Annotated in this window: 22 protein-coding genes; 21 read left to right on the top strand and 1 reads right to left on the bottom strand. The window is 63.7% G+C overall.

The genetic code is table 11. The annotated features are described in order from the left end of the window. The first annotated feature begins 48 nt into the window (after nt 1-48). The 4 genes from VGN62_RS14235 (at nt 49) to VGN62_RS14220 (ending at nt 3,750) form a co-directional block, all read left to right on the top strand. Nucleotides 49-2,007 (top strand): OPT family oligopeptide transporter, encoded by a 1,959-nt coding sequence (locus tag VGN62_RS14235; RefSeq protein ID WP_327454967.1) that lies wholly within the window; start codon nt 49-51, stop codon nt 2,005-2,007. A gap of 107 nt (nt 2,008-2,114) precedes the next feature. Beyond that, a complete protein-coding gene (gene efp / locus VGN62_RS14230; RefSeq protein WP_327454965.1) occupies nt 2,115-2,678 on the top strand; it encodes an elongation factor P in 564 nt (187 codons plus the stop codon). An 8-nt stretch (nt 2,679-2,686) separates the two neighbouring features. After that, nucleotides 2,687-2,929, top strand: a complete 243-nt coding sequence (locus VGN62_RS14225; RefSeq protein WP_327454963.1) for a hypothetical protein — start codon at nt 2,687-2,689, stop codon at nt 2,927-2,929. A 2-nt stretch (nt 2,930-2,931) separates the two neighbouring features. Continuing rightward, the gene (locus VGN62_RS14220) at nt 2,932-3,750 is read left to right on the top strand and encodes an inositol monophosphatase family protein (RefSeq protein ID WP_225940624.1); all 819 of its coding nucleotides are present in this window, start codon (nt 2,932-2,934) and stop codon (nt 3,748-3,750) included. A 39-nt stretch (nt 3,751-3,789) separates the two neighbouring features. Here the strand turns inward: VGN62_RS14220 and VGN62_RS14215 are convergent, their stop codons facing one another. Next, nucleotides 3,790-4,272, bottom strand: a complete 483-nt coding sequence (locus VGN62_RS14215; RefSeq protein ID WP_327454959.1) for a YbjN domain-containing protein — start codon at nt 4,270-4,272, stop codon at nt 3,790-3,792. Between the two features lie 228 nt (nt 4,273-4,500). Between VGN62_RS14215 and VGN62_RS14210 the strand changes: the two genes are divergently transcribed. The 17 genes from VGN62_RS14210 to VGN62_RS14130 are packed head-to-tail and all read left to right on the top strand — an operon-like array spanning nt 4,501 to nt 20,084. Next, nucleotides 4,501-4,875: an NADH-quinone oxidoreductase subunit A gene (locus VGN62_RS14210; RefSeq protein ID WP_327454957.1), complete on the top strand. Its 375-nt coding sequence runs from the start codon at nt 4,501-4,503 to the stop codon at nt 4,873-4,875. Continuing rightward, on the top strand, nt 4,872-5,426 hold the full coding sequence (locus VGN62_RS14205; protein WP_037510811.1) for a NuoB/complex I 20 kDa subunit family protein: 555 nt from the start codon (nt 4,872-4,874) through the stop codon (nt 5,424-5,426). The genes VGN62_RS14210 and VGN62_RS14205 overlap by 4 nt, the downstream gene beginning before the upstream one ends. Beyond that, nucleotides 5,426-6,331: an NADH-quinone oxidoreductase subunit C gene (locus VGN62_RS14200; RefSeq protein ID WP_327454954.1), complete on the top strand. Its 906-nt coding sequence runs from the start codon at nt 5,426-5,428 to the stop codon at nt 6,329-6,331. Before VGN62_RS14205 ends, VGN62_RS14200 begins: the two co-directional genes overlap by 1 nt. Nucleotides 6,332-6,366: 35 nt before the next feature. Beyond that, nucleotides 6,367-7,584: an NADH-quinone oxidoreductase subunit D gene (locus VGN62_RS14195; RefSeq protein ID WP_327455033.1), complete on the top strand. Its 1,218-nt coding sequence runs from the start codon at nt 6,367-6,369 to the stop codon at nt 7,582-7,584. Continuing rightward, nucleotides 7,581-7,760 carry a hypothetical protein gene (locus VGN62_RS14190; RefSeq protein ID WP_327454952.1) on the top strand — a complete coding sequence of 60 codons (180 nt, stop codon included), beginning with the start codon at nt 7,581-7,583 and terminating at the stop codon, nt 7,758-7,760. Before VGN62_RS14195 ends, VGN62_RS14190 begins: the two co-directional genes overlap by 4 nt. Then, the gene (locus VGN62_RS14185) at nt 7,753-8,421 is read left to right on the top strand and encodes an NAD(P)H-dependent oxidoreductase subunit E (RefSeq protein ID WP_327454950.1); all 669 of its coding nucleotides are present in this window, start codon (nt 7,753-7,755) and stop codon (nt 8,419-8,421) included. Before VGN62_RS14190 ends, VGN62_RS14185 begins: the two co-directional genes overlap by 8 nt. Nucleotides 8,422-8,424: 3 nt before the next feature. Further along, on the top strand, nt 8,425-9,714 hold the full coding sequence (nuoF, locus tag VGN62_RS14180) for an NADH-quinone oxidoreductase subunit NuoF (protein WP_327454948.1): 1,290 nt from the start codon (nt 8,425-8,427) through the stop codon (nt 9,712-9,714). Further along, nucleotides 9,714-11,726 (top strand): NADH-quinone oxidoreductase subunit NuoG, encoded by a 2,013-nt coding sequence (gene nuoG / locus VGN62_RS14175; protein WP_327454946.1) that lies wholly within the window; start codon nt 9,714-9,716, stop codon nt 11,724-11,726. The genes nuoF and nuoG overlap by 1 nt, the downstream gene beginning before the upstream one ends. After that, the gene (locus VGN62_RS14170; RefSeq protein WP_327454944.1) at nt 11,723-11,863 is read left to right on the top strand and encodes a hypothetical protein; all 141 of its coding nucleotides are present in this window, start codon (nt 11,723-11,725) and stop codon (nt 11,861-11,863) included. Before nuoG ends, VGN62_RS14170 begins: the two co-directional genes overlap by 4 nt. After that, complete coding sequence (gene nuoH, locus VGN62_RS14165; RefSeq protein ID WP_327454942.1) at nt 11,860-12,903, top strand: NADH-quinone oxidoreductase subunit NuoH; 1,044 nt, start codon at nt 11,860-11,862, stop codon at nt 12,901-12,903. The genes VGN62_RS14170 and nuoH overlap by 4 nt, the downstream gene beginning before the upstream one ends. Then, on the top strand, nt 12,900-13,388 hold the full coding sequence (gene nuoI / locus VGN62_RS14160) for an NADH-quinone oxidoreductase subunit NuoI (protein WP_037510831.1): 489 nt from the start codon (nt 12,900-12,902) through the stop codon (nt 13,386-13,388). Before nuoH ends, nuoI begins: the two co-directional genes overlap by 4 nt. Before the next feature lie 12 nt (nt 13,389-13,400). Then, nucleotides 13,401-14,012: an NADH-quinone oxidoreductase subunit J gene (locus VGN62_RS14155; protein WP_287407386.1), complete on the top strand. Its 612-nt coding sequence runs from the start codon at nt 13,401-13,403 to the stop codon at nt 14,010-14,012. Next, nucleotides 14,009-14,314, top strand: coding sequence for an NADH-quinone oxidoreductase subunit NuoK (gene nuoK / locus VGN62_RS14150; protein ID WP_003051614.1), 306 nt, complete (start codon nt 14,009-14,011; stop codon nt 14,312-14,314). The genes VGN62_RS14155 and nuoK overlap by 4 nt, the downstream gene beginning before the upstream one ends. Nucleotides 14,315-14,318: 4 nt before the next feature. Then, complete coding sequence (nuoL, locus tag VGN62_RS14145; protein WP_327454934.1) at nt 14,319-16,379, top strand: NADH-quinone oxidoreductase subunit L; 2,061 nt, start codon at nt 14,319-14,321, stop codon at nt 16,377-16,379. Further along, a complete protein-coding gene (locus VGN62_RS14140; protein ID WP_327454932.1) occupies nt 16,376-17,929 on the top strand; it encodes an NADH-quinone oxidoreductase subunit M in 1,554 nt (517 codons plus the stop codon). Before nuoL ends, VGN62_RS14140 begins: the two co-directional genes overlap by 4 nt. Further along, the gene (gene nuoN, locus VGN62_RS14135) at nt 17,926-19,359 is read left to right on the top strand and encodes an NADH-quinone oxidoreductase subunit NuoN (protein WP_327454930.1); all 1,434 of its coding nucleotides are present in this window, start codon (nt 17,926-17,928) and stop codon (nt 19,357-19,359) included. Before VGN62_RS14140 ends, nuoN begins: the two co-directional genes overlap by 4 nt. Further along, nucleotides 19,281-20,084 (top strand): biotin--[acetyl-CoA-carboxylase] ligase, encoded by an 804-nt coding sequence (locus tag VGN62_RS14130; protein WP_327454928.1) that lies wholly within the window; start codon nt 19,281-19,283, stop codon nt 20,082-20,084. Before nuoN ends, VGN62_RS14130 begins: the two co-directional genes overlap by 79 nt. Nucleotide 20,085: the final 1 nt, after the last annotated feature.

Raw genomic sequence — 20,085 nt, 5'->3', positions numbered from 1 at the left:
TGCGCTCGGCGCGGCGCCCCGCAAGACAGCGGGCGGGGAGATATTTTGATGACCGACACGACAAAGGCTACGCCCCGCGGGCGCGAACTCACCATCCGCGCGATCCTGCTCGGCGGCTTGCTGACTTTGATGTTCACCGCGGCGAACGTCTATCTGGGGCTGAAGGTCGGATTGACCTTTGCGACCTCGATCCCGGCGGCGGTCATCTCGATGGCGTTGCTGCGCTATATGGCCGGCTCGACGATCCTCGAGAATAATATCGTCCAGACGATCGCGAGCGCCGCGGGGACGCTGGCGGCGATCATCTTCGTCCTCCCCGGTCTCGTCATGGTCGGTTACTGGCAGGGCTTCCCGCTACTCGAAACCACCGCGATCACGATGCTCGGCGGCATATTGGGCGTGCTCTTTTCGGTGCCGCTGCGCCGTGCACTCGTCGTCGACTCGGACCTCCCCTATCCCGAAGGCCGCGCCGCCGCCGAGGTGCTGCAGGTCGGCGCGGCGAGCGCCGAGGGGGCTGTCGAAAACAAGGCGGGCCTGTCGGCGCTGCTGTGGAACAGCCTTGTCGCTGCGGGCTTTACCCTGCTCACACAGATGAAGCTCGCCGGAGCAGAGGTCGCGCGCTGGTTCACCGTCGGCAGCGGTGCCACCGGGATCTCGGGCGGGCTTGCCTTTGCCCTCTTCGGGGTCGGGCATCTCGTGGGTCTGTCGGTCGGCATGGCGCAGCTTGTCGGTATGGTGACGGGCTGGTGGGTGCTGCTGCCGATCCTGACGCAAGGCGGGGCAGGCGATGCCGAGACGCTGGCGAATACGGTATTCCGCGCCGACGTTCGTTTCTTTGGCGCGGGCGTGATCGCCATCGCCGCCATCTGGACGCTGATCAAGATTGCCGGCCCGGTCCTCGGAGGCATCCGTTCCGCTATGGCGGCGAGCCGCGCACGGCAGGGCGGGCATGTGCTCGCGGTCGAAGAACAGGATATGTCGATCAACTGGGTGTTCGGCGGATCGCTGGCACTCATGTTGCCGATCGGCTGGCTGCTCTGGTCCGAGCTTGCCGGCGGCCCCCTCGCGGGCGCGTCGTTCGCACTGATCGCCGGCGCGATCCTCTTTATCATCATCGTCGGGCTGATGATCGCCTCGGTCACCGGCTATATGGCGGGTCTGATCGGCGCATCGAATTCGCCTGTATCGGGCATCGGCATCCTCGCGATCATCGCCTCGTCGCTGCTGCTCCTCGGCCTGCTCGGCCGCGGCGGGGGAGAGGCCGAAGTCAATGCGATGGTCGCCTACGCGCTGATCGTCACGGGCCTCGTCTTCGGTATCGCGACGATTTCGAACGACAATTTGCAGGATCTCAAGACCGGCCAGTTGGTCGGCGCGACGCCGTGGAAGCAGCAGGTCGCGCTGATCATTGGCGTGATCTTCGGCTCGCTCGTCGTGCCGCCGGTGCTCAACGTGCTCAACGAAACGCTCGGCTTCGTCGGCGCACCGGGGGCGGGCCCGAACGCGCTTGCGGCGCCGCAGGCGGGGCTCATCTCGTCGCTCGCGCAGGGCGTGCTTGGCGGCGACCTCAACTGGACGATGCTGACCTATGGCGCGCTCGCGGGAGTGGGCTTCATCATCGTCGATGCGCTGCTCGGCCGCGCGGGCAAGCTGCGCCTGCCGCCGCTGGCGATCGGCATCGGCATCTATTTGCCGATGGCGGTGATCCTGCCGGTCGTCATTGGCGCGGTCGGTGGCTGGTTCTACGATCGCTGGGCCTCGAAACGCCCGAACGCGAGCTTTGCGCATCGCATGGGCGTGCTCACCGCGACGGGGATGATCGTCGGCGAAAGCCTGTTCGGGGTGCTCTATGCGGGTATCGTCGCGGGCAGCGGCAGCGATGCGCCGCTGGCGGTCGTCGGCGAGGGCTATGCACCCTATGCGCCGTGGGTCGGCCTGATCCTGTTCGTGGGTCTCGTCTGGCTCAGCTACAAGCGTACGCGCGCGATGGTCGTTGCGACGCCCTGACACGCGGCTTGCCCTTCGGCGCTGGCGCGGCTAAAGGCGCGCACCTGATACCGGTGCCCGCGGGGCGCCGGCCTGCTCTTTCCATCCTTGAACTGTGAGTGTGCGCGATGAAGATCACCGGCGTTGAAATCCGTCCCGGCAATATTATCGAATATGAAGGTGGCATCTGGAAGGTCACCAAGATCCAGCACACCCAGCCGGGCAAGGGCGGCGCCTATATGCAGGTCGAAGCCAAGAATCTGATCGACGGGCGCAAGCTCAACAACCGTTTCCGCAGCGCCGACACGGTCGAAAAGGTCCGCCTCGACACCAAGGATTTCCAGTTCCTCTATGCCGAGGGCGACGATCTGGTCTTCATGGACAAGGACACGTTCGAACAGATCAACATCGGCAAGGATGTCGTCGGCGAAGCGCATGAATTCCTGCAGGACGGCATGGACGTCGTGCTCGAGCTTTGGGAAGAGCGCCCGATCTCGGTCGAACTCCCCGAAACGATCGAAGCGACGATCGTCGAGGCCGACGCGGTTGTGAAGGGCCAGACGGCCTCGTCGTCGTACAAGCCCGCGATCCTCGACAATGGCGTGCGCGTGATGGTGCCGCCGCACATCACGAGCGGAACCAAGATCGTTGTGCATGTGTACGACCGCGAATATGTCCGCCGCGCCGACTGATTGAGCAGTTGTCCGGAGCGCCGCGCCCGTCAGAATTTGTCGACAGCTTTCTGAGTGGGGAGCTGTCGACAGAGAAGTTTGAGCGGAATTTTGTCGATGGCTGGCTCGATTTTGGCCCGGTTGGCAACGGATTTGAAGACCGCGCTATCGCGCTTCTAACGCGAGGCGAGGGCGGTGAGCGCTGGCACGACGGCGCGCTGCTTCGAGATTTGAAGAACTTGGCCAACGACATGGCCAACGCAGGATTGTAGACATGGCCGTATCTGGCATCATCACCGTCATGGAACGCGCCGCGCGCAAGGCCGGCACGAAGCTGCGCCGCGACTTCGGCGAGATCGAGCATCTGCAGGTCTCGCAAAAGGGACCCGCGGACTTCGTGTCGAAAGCCGACCAGGCGGCCGAGCGCACGCTGTACGACGAGCTCGGCCGCGACCGTCCGGGCTGGGGCTTTGTGCTCGAAGAGGGCGGTATCATCGAAGGCGAGCCCGGCAAGCCGCGCTTCATCATCGATCCGCTCGACGGCACCTCGAACTTCCTCCACGCGATCCCGCATTTCGCGATTTCGATCGCGGTGCAGGAACCGAAGCCCGGCGGCGGCTGGGGCGACGTCACCGCGGCGCTCGTCTATCAGCCGATCACCGACGAAAGCTATTGGGCCGAACGCGGCCGCGGGGCGTGGCTCCACGACCGGCGCCTGCGCGTCGCATCGCGCCGCCACCTCAACGAGTGCCTGATCTCGACCGGCATTCCGTATATGGGCCACGGCAATATGGCGCAGTGGAGCCGCATTTTCGGTGCGGTGGCGCCCGAAGTCGCCGGTATCCGCCGCTTCGGCGCCGCCAGCCTCGACCTCGCATGGGTCGCGGCGGGTCGCTACGACGGTTTCTGGGAAAGCGACCTGCAGGTCTGGGATGTCGCGGCGGGCATGTTGCTCGTGCGCGAGGCTGGCGGTTTCGTCAGCGATTTTCGCGGCGGCGATCGCGCGATCGAACGCAGCGAATTCATCGCCGGCAGCGCCGCGGTGCATTCGAAGCTGCAGAAGCTCGTCGCGGGCGCGCTCCGCAACGCCTGACAATCTTGCGCCCTCCCCGTGAAGGGGAGGGCGGCAAGACTATTTTTCGAAAACATACTCGCGAAAGCTGTCCATCAGCGACGACCAGGTGTTGAAGGTTTCGCCGACATTCTCGCGCGGGATGCCCGCGAAATCGAGGTCGACGTCCATTTCGAGTACCGGATCACCCTCGTCATCCTTGTAGGCGCGGGCGAAACGCTTGTCCTTGTTCCACTTGTTGAGCTTGTCGAGCGTGACGCCCTTCGCGTCGCTGAATCCCATATAATATTGCAGCGTCTTGCACTTCTTCCCCTCGTCGCAGTTCATGAACAGGACGAGGAACTTCAGGCCGTTGCGAGTGCTCTCGATATAGGGGTCATCGCCGTCCTTGGCCACGATTGTCGCGGGCCAGCCCTGCGACTCGACGATCGCCTTGATCGTTGCCGGATTCGCCGCGTTGATCAGTTCGGCGTGCGCCGGAGTCGCCGAAAAAAGCGCAGCGGCTCCCAGCGCCAGCGCGGCGCGAACGGTAATTGGTCCCATATATGCTCCCTTCGTCGAAACTGCGCCTGAAAAGCGCGGCACTGCGGCCCTTTTCGGCTGGCGTATCACAGCGATAGGCCCGCTCGCCAGCGCGCATTATGCTTTTGGTCACACGGGATACGAAAATCCTGCCCGCAGCGCTTGCGAGGCGCGGCGTGCTGGCCTAAAGCGCCCGCAACAAAGGGTGCAGGACACCCCAAAATATGAACCACTGAACTGCGAGCTCCCATGGTCGATCTGACGCAATATTTGCCGATTCTGATCTTTCTGGTCATCGCCGTCGGCCTGTCTTCCGCCTTCGTATTCCTTCCGATGGGCGTCGCGCGGCTGACCGGGGCGCACAAGCCCGATCCGGCGAAGCTGACCGAATATGAATGCGGCTTTCCGGCATTCGAGGACGCGCGCAGCCAGTTCGACGTGCGTTTCTACCTCGTCGCCATCCTCTTCATCATCTTCGATCTCGAAGCCGCCTTCCTGTTTCCCTGGGCCGTGAGCCTCGAGAATATCGGCTGGGCCGGCTGGGCGACGATGATGGTTTTCCTCGCCGAACTCACGCTCGGCCTTGTGTACGCGTGGAAAAAAGGCGCGTTGGATTGGGAATGAGCACTTCCAGCATCATCATGCCCGGCCAGATGCCGGTCGCCCCGGGGACGAACCCGGATCAGAGCTTTTTCGACGACCTCAACAGCGAAGTCGGCGACAAGGGCTTCCTCGTCACCTCGACCGAGGACCTGTTCAACTGGGCGCGTACGGGCTCGCTCTGGTGGATGACCTTCGGTCTCGCTTGCTGCGCGGTCGAGATGATCCACGTCAACATGCCGCGGTATGACATGGAACGCTTCGGTGCCGCACCGCGCGCATCCCCGCGCCAGTCCGACGTGATGATCGTCGCGGGTACGCTCTGCAACAAGATGGCGCCCGCGCTGCGCCGCGTCTACGACCAGATGTCGAACCCGAAGTACGTCATCTCGATGGGTAGCTGCGCCAATGGCGGCGGCTATTATCACTACAGCTATTCGGTCGTTCGCGGCTGCGATCGCATCGTGCCCGTCGACATCTATGTGCCGGGTTGCCCGCCGACCGCCGAAGCCTTGCTTTATGGCGTGATGCAATTGCAGCGGAAGATCCGCCGCACGGGGACGATCGAACGCTGATGGCCAGTCCCGCTCCCCTCGTTGCGCCGCAGCCGGCGCTGGCGGCCGCGCTCAAGAAATTGATCGGCACCGACCTTATCGCGCACGATTTCCTCGTCGGCGAAGACAGCATCACCGTGGCGCGCGAAGCCGTCGCCGGGGTGATGGTCAGCCTGCGCGACAATCTGGAATACCAGCAGCTGATGGAGATCGCCGGGGTCGATTATCCCGACCGCGCCGAGCGGTTCGAGGTCGTCTATCACCTGCTCAGCGTCACGAAGAACCACCGTCTGCGCGTGCGCGTTTCGACCGACGAAGCGACGCCGGTGCCGACGATCGTTCCGGTGTGGCCGAACGCCGGCTGGCTCGAACGCGAAGTGTTCGACATGTACGGCGTGCTGTTCGCCGGCAACACCGACCTGCGCCGCATCCTGACCGACTATGGTTTCCAGGGGCATCCGCAGCGCAAGGACTTCCCGCTGACCGGCTATACCGAGCTGCGCTATTCCGAAGAGGACAAGCGCGTCGTCTATGAACCGGTGCGGCTCGCGCAGGATTTCCGCAATTTCGACTTCCTCTCACCCTGGGAAGGCGCCGATTATGTGCTGCCCGGTGATGAAAAGGCCGGTGGCACGGGCGAAGGCCCGGGCAAGGGCGCTCCGTCGCCGATGACCGCGGAAGCAGTCAAGAAGGCCGACGATAAGGCGGAGAAAGACAAGGCGCCGCCGCCGCCGACCCCGAAGACGACCGAAAAGCCCGAGCAGACCGGCGCGGGCGCCAAGACCAATATCAAGGCTGCCAAGACGAGCCGCGACGGCGCGAAGGCGACTGCGACCGCAAAGGCGAAGACCCCGGCAACCAAGAAGGCCGAAAAGGCTCCCGCCAAGCCGCGCGCGCCGCGCAAACCTAAAGGAGGCGACGCATGACCGACTCCCCCCAGGTCAAGCACCATGGCAGCGACATGTTCGAAGGCTATCCGGTCGACACCGCCGATACTGCGGGCGATCAGGTCGTCACCAACTATACGATCAACTTCGGTCCGCAGCATCCCGCGGCGCACGGCGTGCTCCGCATGGTGATGGAGCTCGACGGCGAAATCATCGAGCGCGTCGATCCGCACGTCGGGCTGCTCCACCGCGGCACCGAAAAGCTGATCGAGTATAAGACCTATCTGCAGGCTTTGCCCTATTTCGACCGGCTCGACTATTGCTCGCCGCTTGGGATGGAGCACTCTTACGTGCTGGCCATCGAAAAGCTGCTTGATCTCGAAGTCCCGGCACGCGCGCAATATCTCCGCACGCTGTTCGCCGAGCTGACGCGCATCTGCAATCACATGCTCAACATCGGGTCGCACGTCATGGACGTCGGCGCGATGACGCCGAACCTCTGGGTGTTCGAGCTGCGCGAGGATTGCCTGAACTTCTTCGAGCGCGCGTCGGGCGCGCGCATGCACTCGGCCTATTTCCGTCCCGGTGGCGTCCATCAGGACGTCCCCGAACGGCTGCTCTACGACATCGGCGAATGGTGCGAAAAGCGCCTGCCGAAGCTGTTCGGCGACGCGATGAGCCTCGTCATCGACAACCGCATCTTCAAACAGCGCAACGTCGACATCGCGACGGTGTCGAAGGAAGACGCGCTGGCATGGGGCTTTTCGGGCCCGATGATCCGCGGCAGCGGCATCGCATGGGATTTGCGTAAGTCGCAGCCCTATGACGCCTATGCCAAGATGGAATTCGACATTCCCGTCGGCACGCGCGGTGACTGCTACGACCGCTTCATGGTCCGCGTGCAGGAAGTCTATCAGTCGGCGCGCATCATCCTCCAGTGTCTGCGCGACATGCCGACTGGCCCGATCGCCAGCCTCGACCGCAAGGTCGTGCCGCCGAAGCGCGGCGAGATGAAGCAGTCGATGGAATCGCTGATCCACCACTTCAAGCTCTATACCGAGGGTTTCCACGTCCCCGCGGGCGAAGTCTATGTCGCGACCGAAAGCCCCAAGGGCGAATTCGGCGTCTATCTGGTCAGCGACGGCACCAACAAGCCGTATCGCTGCAAGATCCGCCCGACGGCGTTTTCGCACCTGCAGGCAATGGACATGATGTCGAAGGGCCACATGCTCGCCGATACCACTGCGATCATCGGCGCGATCGACGTCGTGTTCGGGGAGTGCGACCGGTGATGCGGGAGCTTGCAATTCTCATACTCGCGCTCGCGGGATTTGCGTCCGCCGTTGCGGCCTATCTTGCCGCTTTTCATGGCGAAGCGCCGATAAAGGAAATCGTCTCTACGGCCGTTGCGGCGACGCTCGGCATGTATGTCGGACGATATATTGAACGAGGTTTGGCCCGTGGCTGACGCACCCCAAATTCCCGACGAAGCCGAAACCCGCGCGCGCTGGGGCGCTTTTGCGTGGACGGCGGAGAATGCCGAGAAGGCGAAAGCGGTCATCGCGCGCTATCCTGCGGGACGCCAGCGTTCGGCGGTGATGCCGCTGCTCGACCTTGCCCAGCGTCAGGTCGGCGCCGAGACGCAGACGCAGGGCTGGCTGCCGGTGCCGGTGATCGAATATGTCGCGGCCCAGCTCGATATGCCGTTCATCCGCGCCTATGAGGTCGCGACCTTCTACACGATGTACAATCTCGTTCCCGTCGGCCGCTATCATGTGCAGGTCTGCGGCACGACGCCGTGCCTGCTGCGCGGGTCGGACGATGTGATGGCCGCGTGCAAGAATCGCGGCATGGTCAAGGGCAAGACGACCCCTGACGGCCTGTTCACGCTGACCGAGGTCGAGTGCATGGGCACCTGCACCAACGCGCCGATGGTCCAGATCAACGACGATAATTATGAAGACCTCGATTTCGACAGCATGGCGCGCATTCTCGACGACCTTGCTGCGGGCAAGTCGCCCAAGGCGGGGACCCAGAATCCGAAGCGTCATACGAGCGAGCCCGAAGGCGGCCCGACGACGCTGAAGGACATGGTCAAGGCCAACCACGATTATCGGAAGGAGTGGTAAGCCATGCTCGCCGATAAGGATCGCATCTTTACCAACATCTACGGCTTCCAGCCGTGGAACCTCAAATCAGCGCAGATGCGCGGCGATTGGGACAATACCAAGGATCTGATGAAGCGCGGCCAGGACGCGATCATCGAGGAGATCAAGGCGTCGGGGCTGCGCGGCCGCGGCGGTGCGGGCTTCCCCACGGGGCTCAAATGGTCCTTCATGCCGAAGGAGCCGCGCGCCGACCGCCCGAGCTTCCTCGTCATCAACGCCGACGAATCCGAGCCCGGTTCGTGCAAGGACCGCGAAATCATCCGCCACGATCCGCACAAGCTGATCGAGGGCGCGCTGATCGCGGGCTTCGCGATGCGCGCACGCGCGGCCTACATCTATATCCGCGGTGAGTTCATCCGCGAGGCCGAGACGCTCTTCGCCGCGGTGCAGGAAGCGTATGACGCCGGCCTGCTCGGCAAGAATGCGGCGAAGTCGGGTTATGATTTCGACGTCTTCGTCCATCGCGGCGCCGGCGCGTACATCTGCGGCGAAGAGACCGCGATGATCGAAAGCCTCGAGGGTAAGAAGGGCCAGCCGCGCCTCAAGCCGCCGTTCCCGGCGGGTGCGGGCCTCTATGGCTGCCCGACGACGGTCAACAATGTCGAAAGCATCGCGGTTGTCCCGACGATCCTGCGCCGCGGCGCGACATGGTTTTCGTCTTTCGGGCGTGAAAATAACAAGGGTACCAAGCTCTTCCAGATCAGCGGCCATGTGAACACGCCGTGCGTCGTCGAGGAAGAGATGAGCATCCCGTTCCGCGAGCTGATCGACAAGCATTGCGGCGGCATCCGCGGCGGCTGGGACAACCTCCTCGCCGTGATCCCCGGCGGTTCGTCGGTTCCGCTGGTTCCGGCGGCCGAGATCATGGACTGCCCGATGGATTTCGACGGGCTGAAAGCCGTCGGATCGGGTCTCGGCACCGCCGCCGCGATCGTGATGGACAAGTCGACCGACGTCGTTCAGGCGATCAGCCGCATCAGCTATTTCTACAAGCATGAAAGCTGCGGCCAGTGCACGCCGTGCCGCGAAGGCACCGGCTGGATGTGGCGCGTGATGGAGCGGCTGCGCACCGGCGACGCCGACATCAGCGAGATCGACACGCTGTACGACGTGACGAAGCAGGTCGAAGGCCACACCATCTGCGCGCTCGGCGATGCCGCGGCGTGGCCGATCCAGGGCCTGATCAAGCATTTCCGCCCCGAAATCGAGCGCCGCATCCGCGAGAATGGCGGCGCGCTGGAGGCAGCCGAATAATGCCTAAAGTTACTGTAGATGGCGTAGAACTCGACGTCCCGCAGGGCGCGACCGTTCTGCAGGCGTGTGAGATGGCGGGGAAGGAAATTCCGCGCTTCTGCTACCACGAACGCCTGTCGATTGCCGGCAATTGCCGTATGTGCCTTGTCGAAGTGTCGCCCGGTCCGCCGAAGCCGCAGGCAAGCTGCGCGCTGCCGACCGCCGAGGGGCAGGTGATCAAGACTGACAGTCCGATGGTCAAGAAGGCCCGCGAAGGGGTGATGGAGTTCCTACTCATCAACCACCCGCTCGACTGCCCGATCTGCGACCAGGGCGGCGAATGCGACCTGCAGGACCAGTCGGTCGCCTATGGGCGCGGCGCGACGCGCTATGACGAGAACAAGCGCGCGGTCACCGAAAAATATATGGGCCCCATCGTCAAGACGGTGATGACCCGCTGCATCCAGTGCACGCGCTGCGTCCGCTTTGCGGAGGAAGTCGCGGGCGTGGAAGACATCGGCGCGATCTATCGCGGCGAGAATATGCAGATCACCTCGTATCTCGAACGCGCCGTCGCGAGCGAGCTGTCGGGCAATGTCGTCGACCTGTGCCCGGTCGGCGCGCTGACCAGCAAGCCCTACGCGTTCGAAGCGCGTCCGTGGGAACTGACCAAGACGCTCGGCATCGACATGATGGACGCGGTCGGCACCAATGTGCGCATCGACGCGCGCGGCCGTCAGGTCCTGCGCGTGCTGCCGCGCGTCAACGATGACGTGAACGAGGAATGGGCGAACGACAAGACGCGCCACCATGTCGACGGCCTGACCCGTCGTCGCCTCGACCAGCCTTATGTCCGCGTCAACGGCGCGCTTCAGCCCGCAAGCTGGGCCGAAGCCTTTGCGGCGATCAAGGCCGTCAATGCCGGTTCGTCGGTTGCCGCGATTGCGGGCGATCTTGCCGATTGCGAGACGATGTTCGCCGCGAAGGCGCTGGTGACTGCGCTCGGCGGCAGCCTGCTTGAAGGCCGCCAGACGGGGCTCGACTATGACGTCACCAGCCTGTCGGCGGTCAATTTCAACACCGGTATCGCCGAGGCCGAGAACGCCGACGTGATCCTGCTCGTCGGCACCAACCTTCGCTGGGAAGCGCCGCTGATCAACACGCGTATCCGCAAGGCGGTGTGGAAGAAGGGCGCGAAGGTTTTCGCCATCGGGCCCGAAACCGACCTCACCTACAAGACCGAGTGGCTCGGCGACGACGCGTCGCTCGTCACGAAGCTGCCGAAGCATGTCACCGACGCGCTGAAGGGCGCCGAACGGCCGATGCTGGTCTTCGGCGGCGGCGCGCTGTCGGTTCCCGGCGTCCACGGCGCGGGCCTTGCGCTAGCCAAGGCGGTCGACGCGGTCAAGGATGGCTGGAACGGCTACAACGTCGTGCATTTCTCGGCCGCGCGCATGGGCTCGCTCATGCTCGGCTACGGCCTGCCCGGCGGCATCAAGGACGTCATCGCGGCGAAGCCGAAGCTCGCGTTCTTCCTCGGCGCCGACGAGGTCGATTTCGCCGCGCTGCCCGATACGTTCAAAGTCTATGTCGGCCATCATGGCGACAAGGGCGCGCATGCGGCCGACGTCATCCTGCCCGCCGCGGCGTGGACCGAAAAGGACTTCACCACGGTCAACACCGAAGGCCGCGTCCAGCGCAGCGAGAAGGCGGTGTTCGCTCCCGGCGACGCGCGCGAGGACTGGAGCATTTTCCGCGCGCTCGCCGATGCGCTCGGTGTCTCGCTCGGCTTCGACAGCTTTGCGCAGTGCCGCGCGGCGATGATCGCTGCGGTGCCGGCGCTCGGCGTCGAAGGCCTCGCCGACTATGGCTGGACGGTGCCCAAGCTGCCCGCAAAGCCCGAGGCGCGCGCGATCCCGTCGCCGATCAAGGATTTCTACCTCACCAACGCCATCTGCCGCGCGTCGCCGACGATGCAGCGCTGCTCGGAAGAGCTGATCCATGGCGCAGACTTTGCGGAGGCCGCGGAATGACCCCGGTGCATGCGATTGCCAGCATCCTGCTGGTCGGGATGGGCTATTCGGTCTGGCGCGGGTTCAATCCCAAGAGCAAGGCGGACAAGCCCGGCCCGCATAATGGCTGGCGCAACCAGGACGGGACCGGAAAATGACCGAGACCTTCATCTCCTGGGGCATGGACCCGAACTGGGCGTGGGGCGTCGCGACGATTTGCGGCATCCTGCTCATCGCGCTGCCGCTGATGCTCGCGGTCGCTATGATCATCTATGCCGACCGCAAGATCTGGGCGGCGATCGCGCTGCGCCGCGGCCCGAACGTCGTCGGTCCCTTCGGCCTGCTCCAGTCGTTCGCCGACGGTCTGAAAGTGTTCCTGCAGGAAACGATCATCCCGTCGGGTGCCAATCGTGGCCTGTTCCTGATCGCGCCGATCATCACCTTCACCGTTGCGCTGCTCGCATGGGCTGTGATCCCGTTCAATTCGGGCGCGGTGCTCGCCGACATCAACGTTGGTCTGCTCTACATCCTCGCGATTTCGTCGCTCGGCGTGTACGGCGTGATCCTGTCGGGCTGGGCGTCGAACTCGAAATATCCCTTCTTCTCGGCGATGCGCGCTTCGGCGCAGATGATCTCCTACGAAGTCTCGATCGGGTTCATCCTGATCGGCGTCGTGCTCTTCGCCGACAGCTTCAACATGAACGAGATCGTCAAGGCGCAGCAGGGCCACGGGCTCGGTATCGTCAACGCCTTCGGCTTCAACCTGCTGCTCTTCCCGCTCGCGGTGATGTTCCTGATCTCGTCGCTCGCAGAAACCGCGCGCGCGCCGTTCGATCTGACCGAAGCGGAAAGCGAACTCGTCGCGGGTTACCAGACCGAATATTCGTCGATGAGCTTCGCGCTCTTCTGGCTTGGCGAATATGCCAACGTTCTGCTCATGTGCACGCTCAACGCCGTGCTCTTCTGGGGCGGCTGGTTGCCGCCGATCGACTGGGCGCCGCTCTATGCCGTTCCGGGCATTATCTGGCTGTTCGCGAAGATCCTGTTCTTCTTCTTCGTCTTCAGCTGGGTCAAGGCGACCGTCCCGCGCTACCGCTATGACCAGCTGATGCGGCTGGGCTGGAAAGTCTTCCTGCCGATCTCGCTTCTCTGGATCTTCCTGATCTCCGGCTATCTGATGCTGACGAGGTATTCATGAGTACCATTGCCCACCTCATCAAAAGCTTCACGCTGTGGGAGTTTGTGAAGGCGCACGCCCTCACGCTGAAATATTTCTTCAAGCCGAAGGCGACGATCAACTATCCGTTCGAGAAGAACCCGCTGTCGCCGCGCTTCCGCGGCGAGCATGCGCTGCGCCGTTATCCGAACGGCGAGGAACGCTGCATCGCGTGCAAGCTGTGCGAAGCGGTGTGCCCGGCGCAGGCGATCACGATCGAGGCCGAGCCGCGCGAAGACGGCTCGCGCCGCACGACGCGCTACGACATCGACATGACCAAGTGCATCTATTGCGGCTTCTGCCAGGAAGCGTGCCCGGTCGATGCCGTGGTCGAAGGGCCGAACTTCGAATTCGCGACCGAAACGCGCGAGGAACTGCTCTATGACAAGGCCAAGCTGCTCGCCAATGGCGACAAATGGGAACGCGCGATCGCGGCGAATCTTGCCGCCGACGCGCCCTATCGGTAAGGGCGCGCGCACATGATCCAGCTTATCGCCTTTTACCTGTTCGCGACGATCGTCATCGCCTCCGCGGCCATGGTGATTTTCGCGCGCAACCCGGTCCACAGCGTCATGTGGCTGATCCTCGCCTTCTTCAATGCGGCGGGTCTGATGCTGCTAGCAGGCGCCGAATTCATCGCGATGCTGCTCGTCATCGTCTATGTCGGCGCGGTCGCAGTTTTGTTTCTCTTCGTCGTGATGATGCTCGACATCGATTTTGCGGAATTGCGTGCGGGTTTCGTGCGCTACCTGCCGCTTGGTGCACTCGTCGCGATTATCCTCGCCGCCGAACTCGTATTCGCGGTCGGCGCATGGAGCGCGGGCGGGGTCGACCTTGCCGCGCGCGCTGCTCCGGTCGTCAGCGACAAGAGCAATATCCAGCAGATCGGTGAGCTGCTCTACACGAAGTATATCTTCCTGTTCGAAGCGGCGGGCATCGTCCTCCTCGTTGCGATGATCGGTGCGATCGTGCTGACGCATCGCCAGCGTGGCGGGGTGCGCACCCAGAATATTTCGGCGCAGAACCGGCGCCGTCCGCAGGATGCGACGCGTCTCGTCGATCCGGGCGTCGGGCAGGGGATGGAACTGTGATTTCGGTCGGCCATTATCTCGCCGTTTCGGCGGTGCTCTTCACGCTCGGCGTGCTCGGCATCTTCATCAACCGCAAGAATATCATCGTCATCCTGATGGCGATCGAACTCATCTTGCTGGCGGTGAACATCAACCTCGTCGCGTTCAGCGCCGCGCTCGGCGACCTCGTCGGGCAGGTCTTCTCGATGTTCGTGCTGACCGTTGCCGCTGGCGAAGCGGCGATCGGTCTTGCCATTCTCGTTATCTACTTCCGCGGCCGCGGCACCATTGCCGTCGACGATGCCAACCGGATGAAGGGGTGAACCGGTGATCCAGGCGATCGTTTTCCTGCCGCTCTTGGCGGCGCTTGTCGCAGGCCTCGGGCAGCGCGTGATCGGCAATGTGCCGTCGAAAATCATAACCACGGGCGCGCTGTTCATCAGCTGCGCGCTCAGCTGGCCGATCTTCCTGTCGTTCGTGACGGGCAGCGGCGAAGCGAGCGTTGTGCCCGTGCTGCACTGGGTTTCGTCGGGCGCGCTCCAGTTCAACTGGGAATTGCGCGTCGATACGCTGACCGCGGTGATGCTCGTCGTGATCACGACGGTGTCGGCGCTCGTCCACCTCTATAGCTGGGGCTATATGGAGGAGGACCCGGACCAGCCGCGCTTCTTCGCTTACCTGTCGCTCTTCACCTTCGCGATGCTGATGCTCGTGACCGCGAACAACCTCGTCCAGATGTTCTTCGGCTGGGAAGGCGTCGGTCTCGCATCCTATCTGCTCATCGGTTTCTGGTACAAGAAGCCGAGCGCCAATGCCGCGGCGATCAAGGCGTTCGTCGTCAACCGCGTCGGCGACCTTGGCTTCATGCTCGGCATCTTCGGCACCTTCCTCGTCTTCGGCACCGTCTCGATCCCCGAGATATTGGCCGCGGCCCCGGGAATGGCGGGCTCGACGATCAGCTTCATGGGCATGCGTCTCGATACGATGACGATCCTCTGCCTGCTGTTGTTCATCGGCGCGATGGGCAAGTCGGCGCAGCTTGGCCTGCACACCTGGCTTCCCGACGCGATGGAGGGCCCGACCCCGGTGTCGGCGCTGATCCACGCCGCGACGATGGTCACCGCGGGCGTCTTCATGGTCTGCCGCCTGTCGCCGATGTTCGAAACCTCGGACGTCGCACAGGGCGTCGTGATGTTCGTCGGCGCCGCGACCTGCTTCTTCGCCGCGACCGTCGCGACGACGCAGTGGGACATCAAGCGCGTCATCGCCTATTCGACCTGTTCGCAGCTCGGCTACATGTTCTTCGCCGCCGGCGCGGGCGCCTATGGCGCCGCGATGTTCCACCTGTTCACGCACGCCTTCTTCAAGGCTTTGCTGTTCCTCGGTGCCGGTTCGGTCATCCATGCGATGCACCATGAACAGGACATGCGCTATTACGGCAATCTGCGGAAATCGATCCCGATCACCTATTGGGCGATGATGCTCGGCACGCTGGCGATCACCGGTGTCGGTATTGCGGGCGTCGCGGGCTTTGCCGGCTTCTATTCGAAGGACGGCATCCTCGAGGCCGCTTATGCGAGCGGCGGCGGCGGTGTGATTGCCTTCTGGGTCGGCATTTTCGTGGCCTTCCTCACCAGCTTCTATTCGTGGCGCCTCGTCTTCCTGACCTTCTATGGCAAGCCGCGCTGGGAACAGAGCGAGCATATCCAGCACGCGGTCCACGACGAGCATGGCCATGGTCATGACGATCATGCGCACGCCGCGCACGACGATCACCACCACCATGATGCGCGCCATGGGGTTTCGGGCGACGGCACCGCGGGCTACCACCCGCACGAAAGCCCGCTTTCGATGCTCATCCCGCTGGTCGTGCTGTCGATCGGTGCGGTGTTCGCCGGCATCGCGTTCCACCACCAGTTCATCTACCCCGAAGAGGGCATGGCGTTCTGGAAGGGCAGCCTCGCGTTCGACGAGCATCTGATGCACGCCGCGCACGAAGTCCCGCTGTGGGTGAAATGGACGCCGTTCACGGTGATGGCGATCGGCCTGTTCCTCGCGTGGAACAGCTATATCCGCAACACCACGCTGCCGGCGCGTTTCGTGGCGCAGTTCAAGCTGCTCCACCAGTTCCTGTACAACAAATGGTATTTCGACGAGCTCTACAACATCGTCTTCGTGAAGCCTGCCTTCGCGATCGGCCGCTTCTTCTGGAAGCGCGGCGATGAGCAGACCATCGACCGCTTCGGTCCCGATGGTGCGGCGGCGCTCGTCGCTGGGGGGACCCGTCTCGCGGTCCGGCTGCAATCGGGTTATGTTTATGGATATGCGTTTGTGATGCTGCTCGGTCTTGTCGGCCTCGCCAGCTGGGCCATGGTGAATTTCCTGTGAGCGGCTTTCCCATCCTTTCGCTGATGCTGGCGGTCCCCGCGGTCGCCTCCATCCTCTGCCTGTTCACCGGCGACAAGACGGCGCGCTGGGTCGCGCTCGGCGCAACGCTGGTGACCTTCGTCCTCGGCTGCATCCTGTGGGCGAATTTCGATATCGGCGGTGCGCAGTGGCAGTTCACCGAACGCGCTGACCTGTTCGGCCGTTTCCAGTGGGCGCTGGGCATCGACGGAATGGCGCTGATGCTGATCATGCTCAGCGTGTTCCTGATGCCGCTGTGCATCCTCGCTAGCTGGGAATCGATCAAGCAGCGCGTCGGTCTCTACATGTCGATGTTCCTGATCATGGAAGTCGTGATGATCGGCGTCTTCATGGCGCAGGACCTGCTGCTCTTTTACATCTTCTTCGAAGCCGGCCTGATCCCAATGTATTTCATCATCGGCATCTGGGGCGGTGCGAACCGCAAATATGCGGCGTTCAAATTCTTCCTCTACACGCTGCTCGGCTCGGTGCTGATGCTGATCGCGATGATCGCGATGATCGCGGAGGCCGGAACCACCGACATCCCGACGCTGCTGGTCTATAATTTCCCGCCGGAAATGCAGACATGGCTGTGGCTCGCCTTCTTCGCCAGCCTTGCGGTCAAGATGCCGATGTGGCCCGTCCACACCTGGCTTCCCGATGCGCACGTGCAGGCGCCGACCGCGGGCTCGATGATCCTGGCCGGCGTGCTCTTGAAGCTCGGCGCCTATGGCTTCATCCGCTTCATGATGCCGATGTTCCCCGATGCCTCCGCGCAGCTGATGTGGATCGTGTTCGGCCTGTCGATGATCGCGGTGGTCTACACCAGCCTCGTCGCGCTGGTGCAGAGCGATATGAAGAAGCTGATCGCTTACTCGTCGGTCGCGCACATGGCGATCGTCACCGCGGGCCTGTTCGCGTTCAACCAGCAGGGTATCGAAGGCGCGCTGATCATCATGCTCAGCCATGGTGTCGTGTCCGCGGCGCTCTTCTTCTGCGTCGGGGTGATCTATGACCGGCTCCACACGCGCGAGATCGACCGTTACGGCGGCCTTGCGGTGAACATGCCGGCCTATGCGCTGTTCTTCATGCTGTTCACCATGGCCTCGATCGGCCTGCCGGGGACCAGCGGCTTCGTCGGCGAGTTCCTGAGCCTCGCGGGCATCTACGAAGCCTCGAGCTGGGTCGCCTTCGTGTGCACCACCGGGATCATCCTCGGCGCCGCCTATATGCTTTATCTCTACCGCCGGATCGTGTTCGGCGAACTCACCAAGGACGATGTGAAGGCGATGCCCGATCTCAACCCCCGCGAATGGGCGATCCTCGCACCGCTCGCTGCCGTGGCGCTGTGGATGGGTGTCTATCCCGAAAGCTTCCTCGCGCCGATGCGCGGCGATGTGACCACCGTGGTTGCGCGGCTTGCCCCGGCGAAGCCTGCGGGTGACGCACATCTCGCCGCCGGCAAGCCGAAGCCCGCGAAGGCGCACGGTGAAACCGCCCACGGCTCGGCGCATGCAGGAGGCGCCCAATGACCGCCGACCTGATGCTCATCTGGCCCGAACTGATCCTGACGATCGGCGGGCTGATCACCCTGATGCTCGGCACCTTCCTCGGTGACCGGCAGGTCGGCCTGTACCAGCTCAGCGCCTTGCTGACGCTCGCCGCCGCCGCGGCGGCCGTCGTCGCGCTGTTCGGTGTTGAGACGACAGTCTTTTCGGGCACGCTCTCGGTCGATGGTTTCGGCGGTTTTGCCAAGCTCCTGATCTATGCCGCGAGCTTTATCAGCATCCTCATCGCGCCGCGCTTTTTCAGCGGTACGATGCGCGCCGAATATCCGGTACTGATCCTGTTCGCCGCGCTCGGTATGGGCATCATGGCCTCGTCGCGCGACCTGATGACGCTTTATGTCGGGCTCGAGCTCAACAGCCTTGCCGCCTATGTGCTCGCAAGCTTCATGCGCACCGACGACCGGTCGAGCGAAGCCGGCCTCAAATATTTCGTTCTCGGCGCGCTCGCGTCGGGGATGCTGCTCTACGGCATTTCGCTGCTCTACGGCTTCACCGGGACGACCGACTTTGCTGGCATCGCAAAGGTGCTCGGCGGCGAGCTCAATATCGGGCTGATCTTCGGTATCGTCTTCGTGCTCGCCGGCCTTGGCTTCAAGGTCAGCGCCGTGCCGTTCCACATGTGGACGCCCGACGTCTATGAAGGCGCGCCGACCCCGGTGACGACCTTCTTCGCCAGCGCGCCCAAGGTCGCGGCGATGGCGCTGATGACGCGCGTCGTGATCGACGCGATGGGTCCGGCGGTGGGCGCGTGGCAGCAGATCATCATCTTCCTCGCGCTCGCATCGATCATCCTCGGTGCGGTCGGCGCGATCGGGCAGAAGAATATCAAGCGCCTGCTGGCCTATTCGTCGATCAACAATGTCGGCTTCATGCTGATCGGCCTCGCCGCGGGAACGCAGCAGGGCGTCGAGGGCGTGCTGACTTATCTGCTCGTCTATGTCGTGACGACGCTCGGTACCTTCCTCGTCGTGCTGCAACTGCGCGACGCGAGCGGCAACCAGATCGAGAGCATCCCGGCACTCGCCGGCCTGTCGCAGCGCCGCCCGGGCCTCGCTGCGGCGATGGCGGTGTTCATGTTCAGCCTCGCCGGCATCCCGCCGCTCTTCGGTTTCTGGCCGAAGTATCTGGTGTTCGAGGCCGCGGTGAACGCGAACCTCGTGCCGCTGGCGGTCGCGGGCATCGTCGCATCGGTGATCGGCGCGTTCTACTACATCGCGATCATCAAGATGATGTATTTCGATGACAAGTCGGACACCGAGATCCCCGGGGGCGGCGGCGTGATCGTCGAGGATGCGGTCATCACCGCGAGCGCGCTGTGGCTTTCGGTCATCGGTTACCTCTTCATCCCCGTGCTGGCGGTCGTTTCGGCCAGCGCCGCCGCGGTGCTGTTCTGATCCCGCCGATAGAGCGGATCGCGCAGACAGGTTCGACCAACGCCGACCTGCTGGCGCGGCTGGCAGGCGGCGAGCATGTCGGCGAAGGGCATTGGCTCGTCGCCGACCGGCAAACCGCCGGACGCGGACGCCTTGGCCGCGCATGGGGCGACGGGCTCGGCAATTTCATGGGATCGACCGTCGTTCACCTGACCGCGGGCGACCCGTCGCCGGCGGGCCTGTCGCTCGTCGCCGGTGTCGCGCTGGCAAGGGCCGTCGCGACCCTCGCGCCGGGTGTCGATGCGCGCCTTAAATGGCCGAACGACCTGCTGATCGAGGGCGTGAAATGCACCGGCATCCTGCTCGAACGCGCAGGGGACAGCATCGTCATCGGTATGGGGGTCAACCTGGTTTCGGCACCCGAGCTGCCCGACCGGCCCACCGTCGGCTTTGCCGACAAGGGCGTGACGATCGACCGCGACCGCTTTGCCGAGGTACTCGCGGTCGCGCTGACCGACGCGTTGTGGACCTGGCGGCACGAAGGCATCGACCGCATCACCGCCGCGTGGACCGCGCAGGCGCACCCGATCGGGACGCCGCTGCGCGTGTCCGAACAGGGTATCGACGGGACATTCGACGGCCTCGCGCCCGACGGGGCGCTGCGCTTGCGCCGTGCGAGCGGAGAGGTCATGCTGATCCATGCGGGCGATGTCGAATTGCAGCGCCCCGTGAAGGAGGGGAATTGAC

The organism is Sphingopyxis sp. (assembly GCF_035998905.1).
Classification (GTDB): domain Bacteria; phylum Pseudomonadota; class Alphaproteobacteria; order Sphingomonadales; family Sphingomonadaceae; genus Sphingopyxis.
Note: the sequence above shows the minus strand (reverse complement) of the source record. Positions and strands in the feature narration are given on the sequence as shown.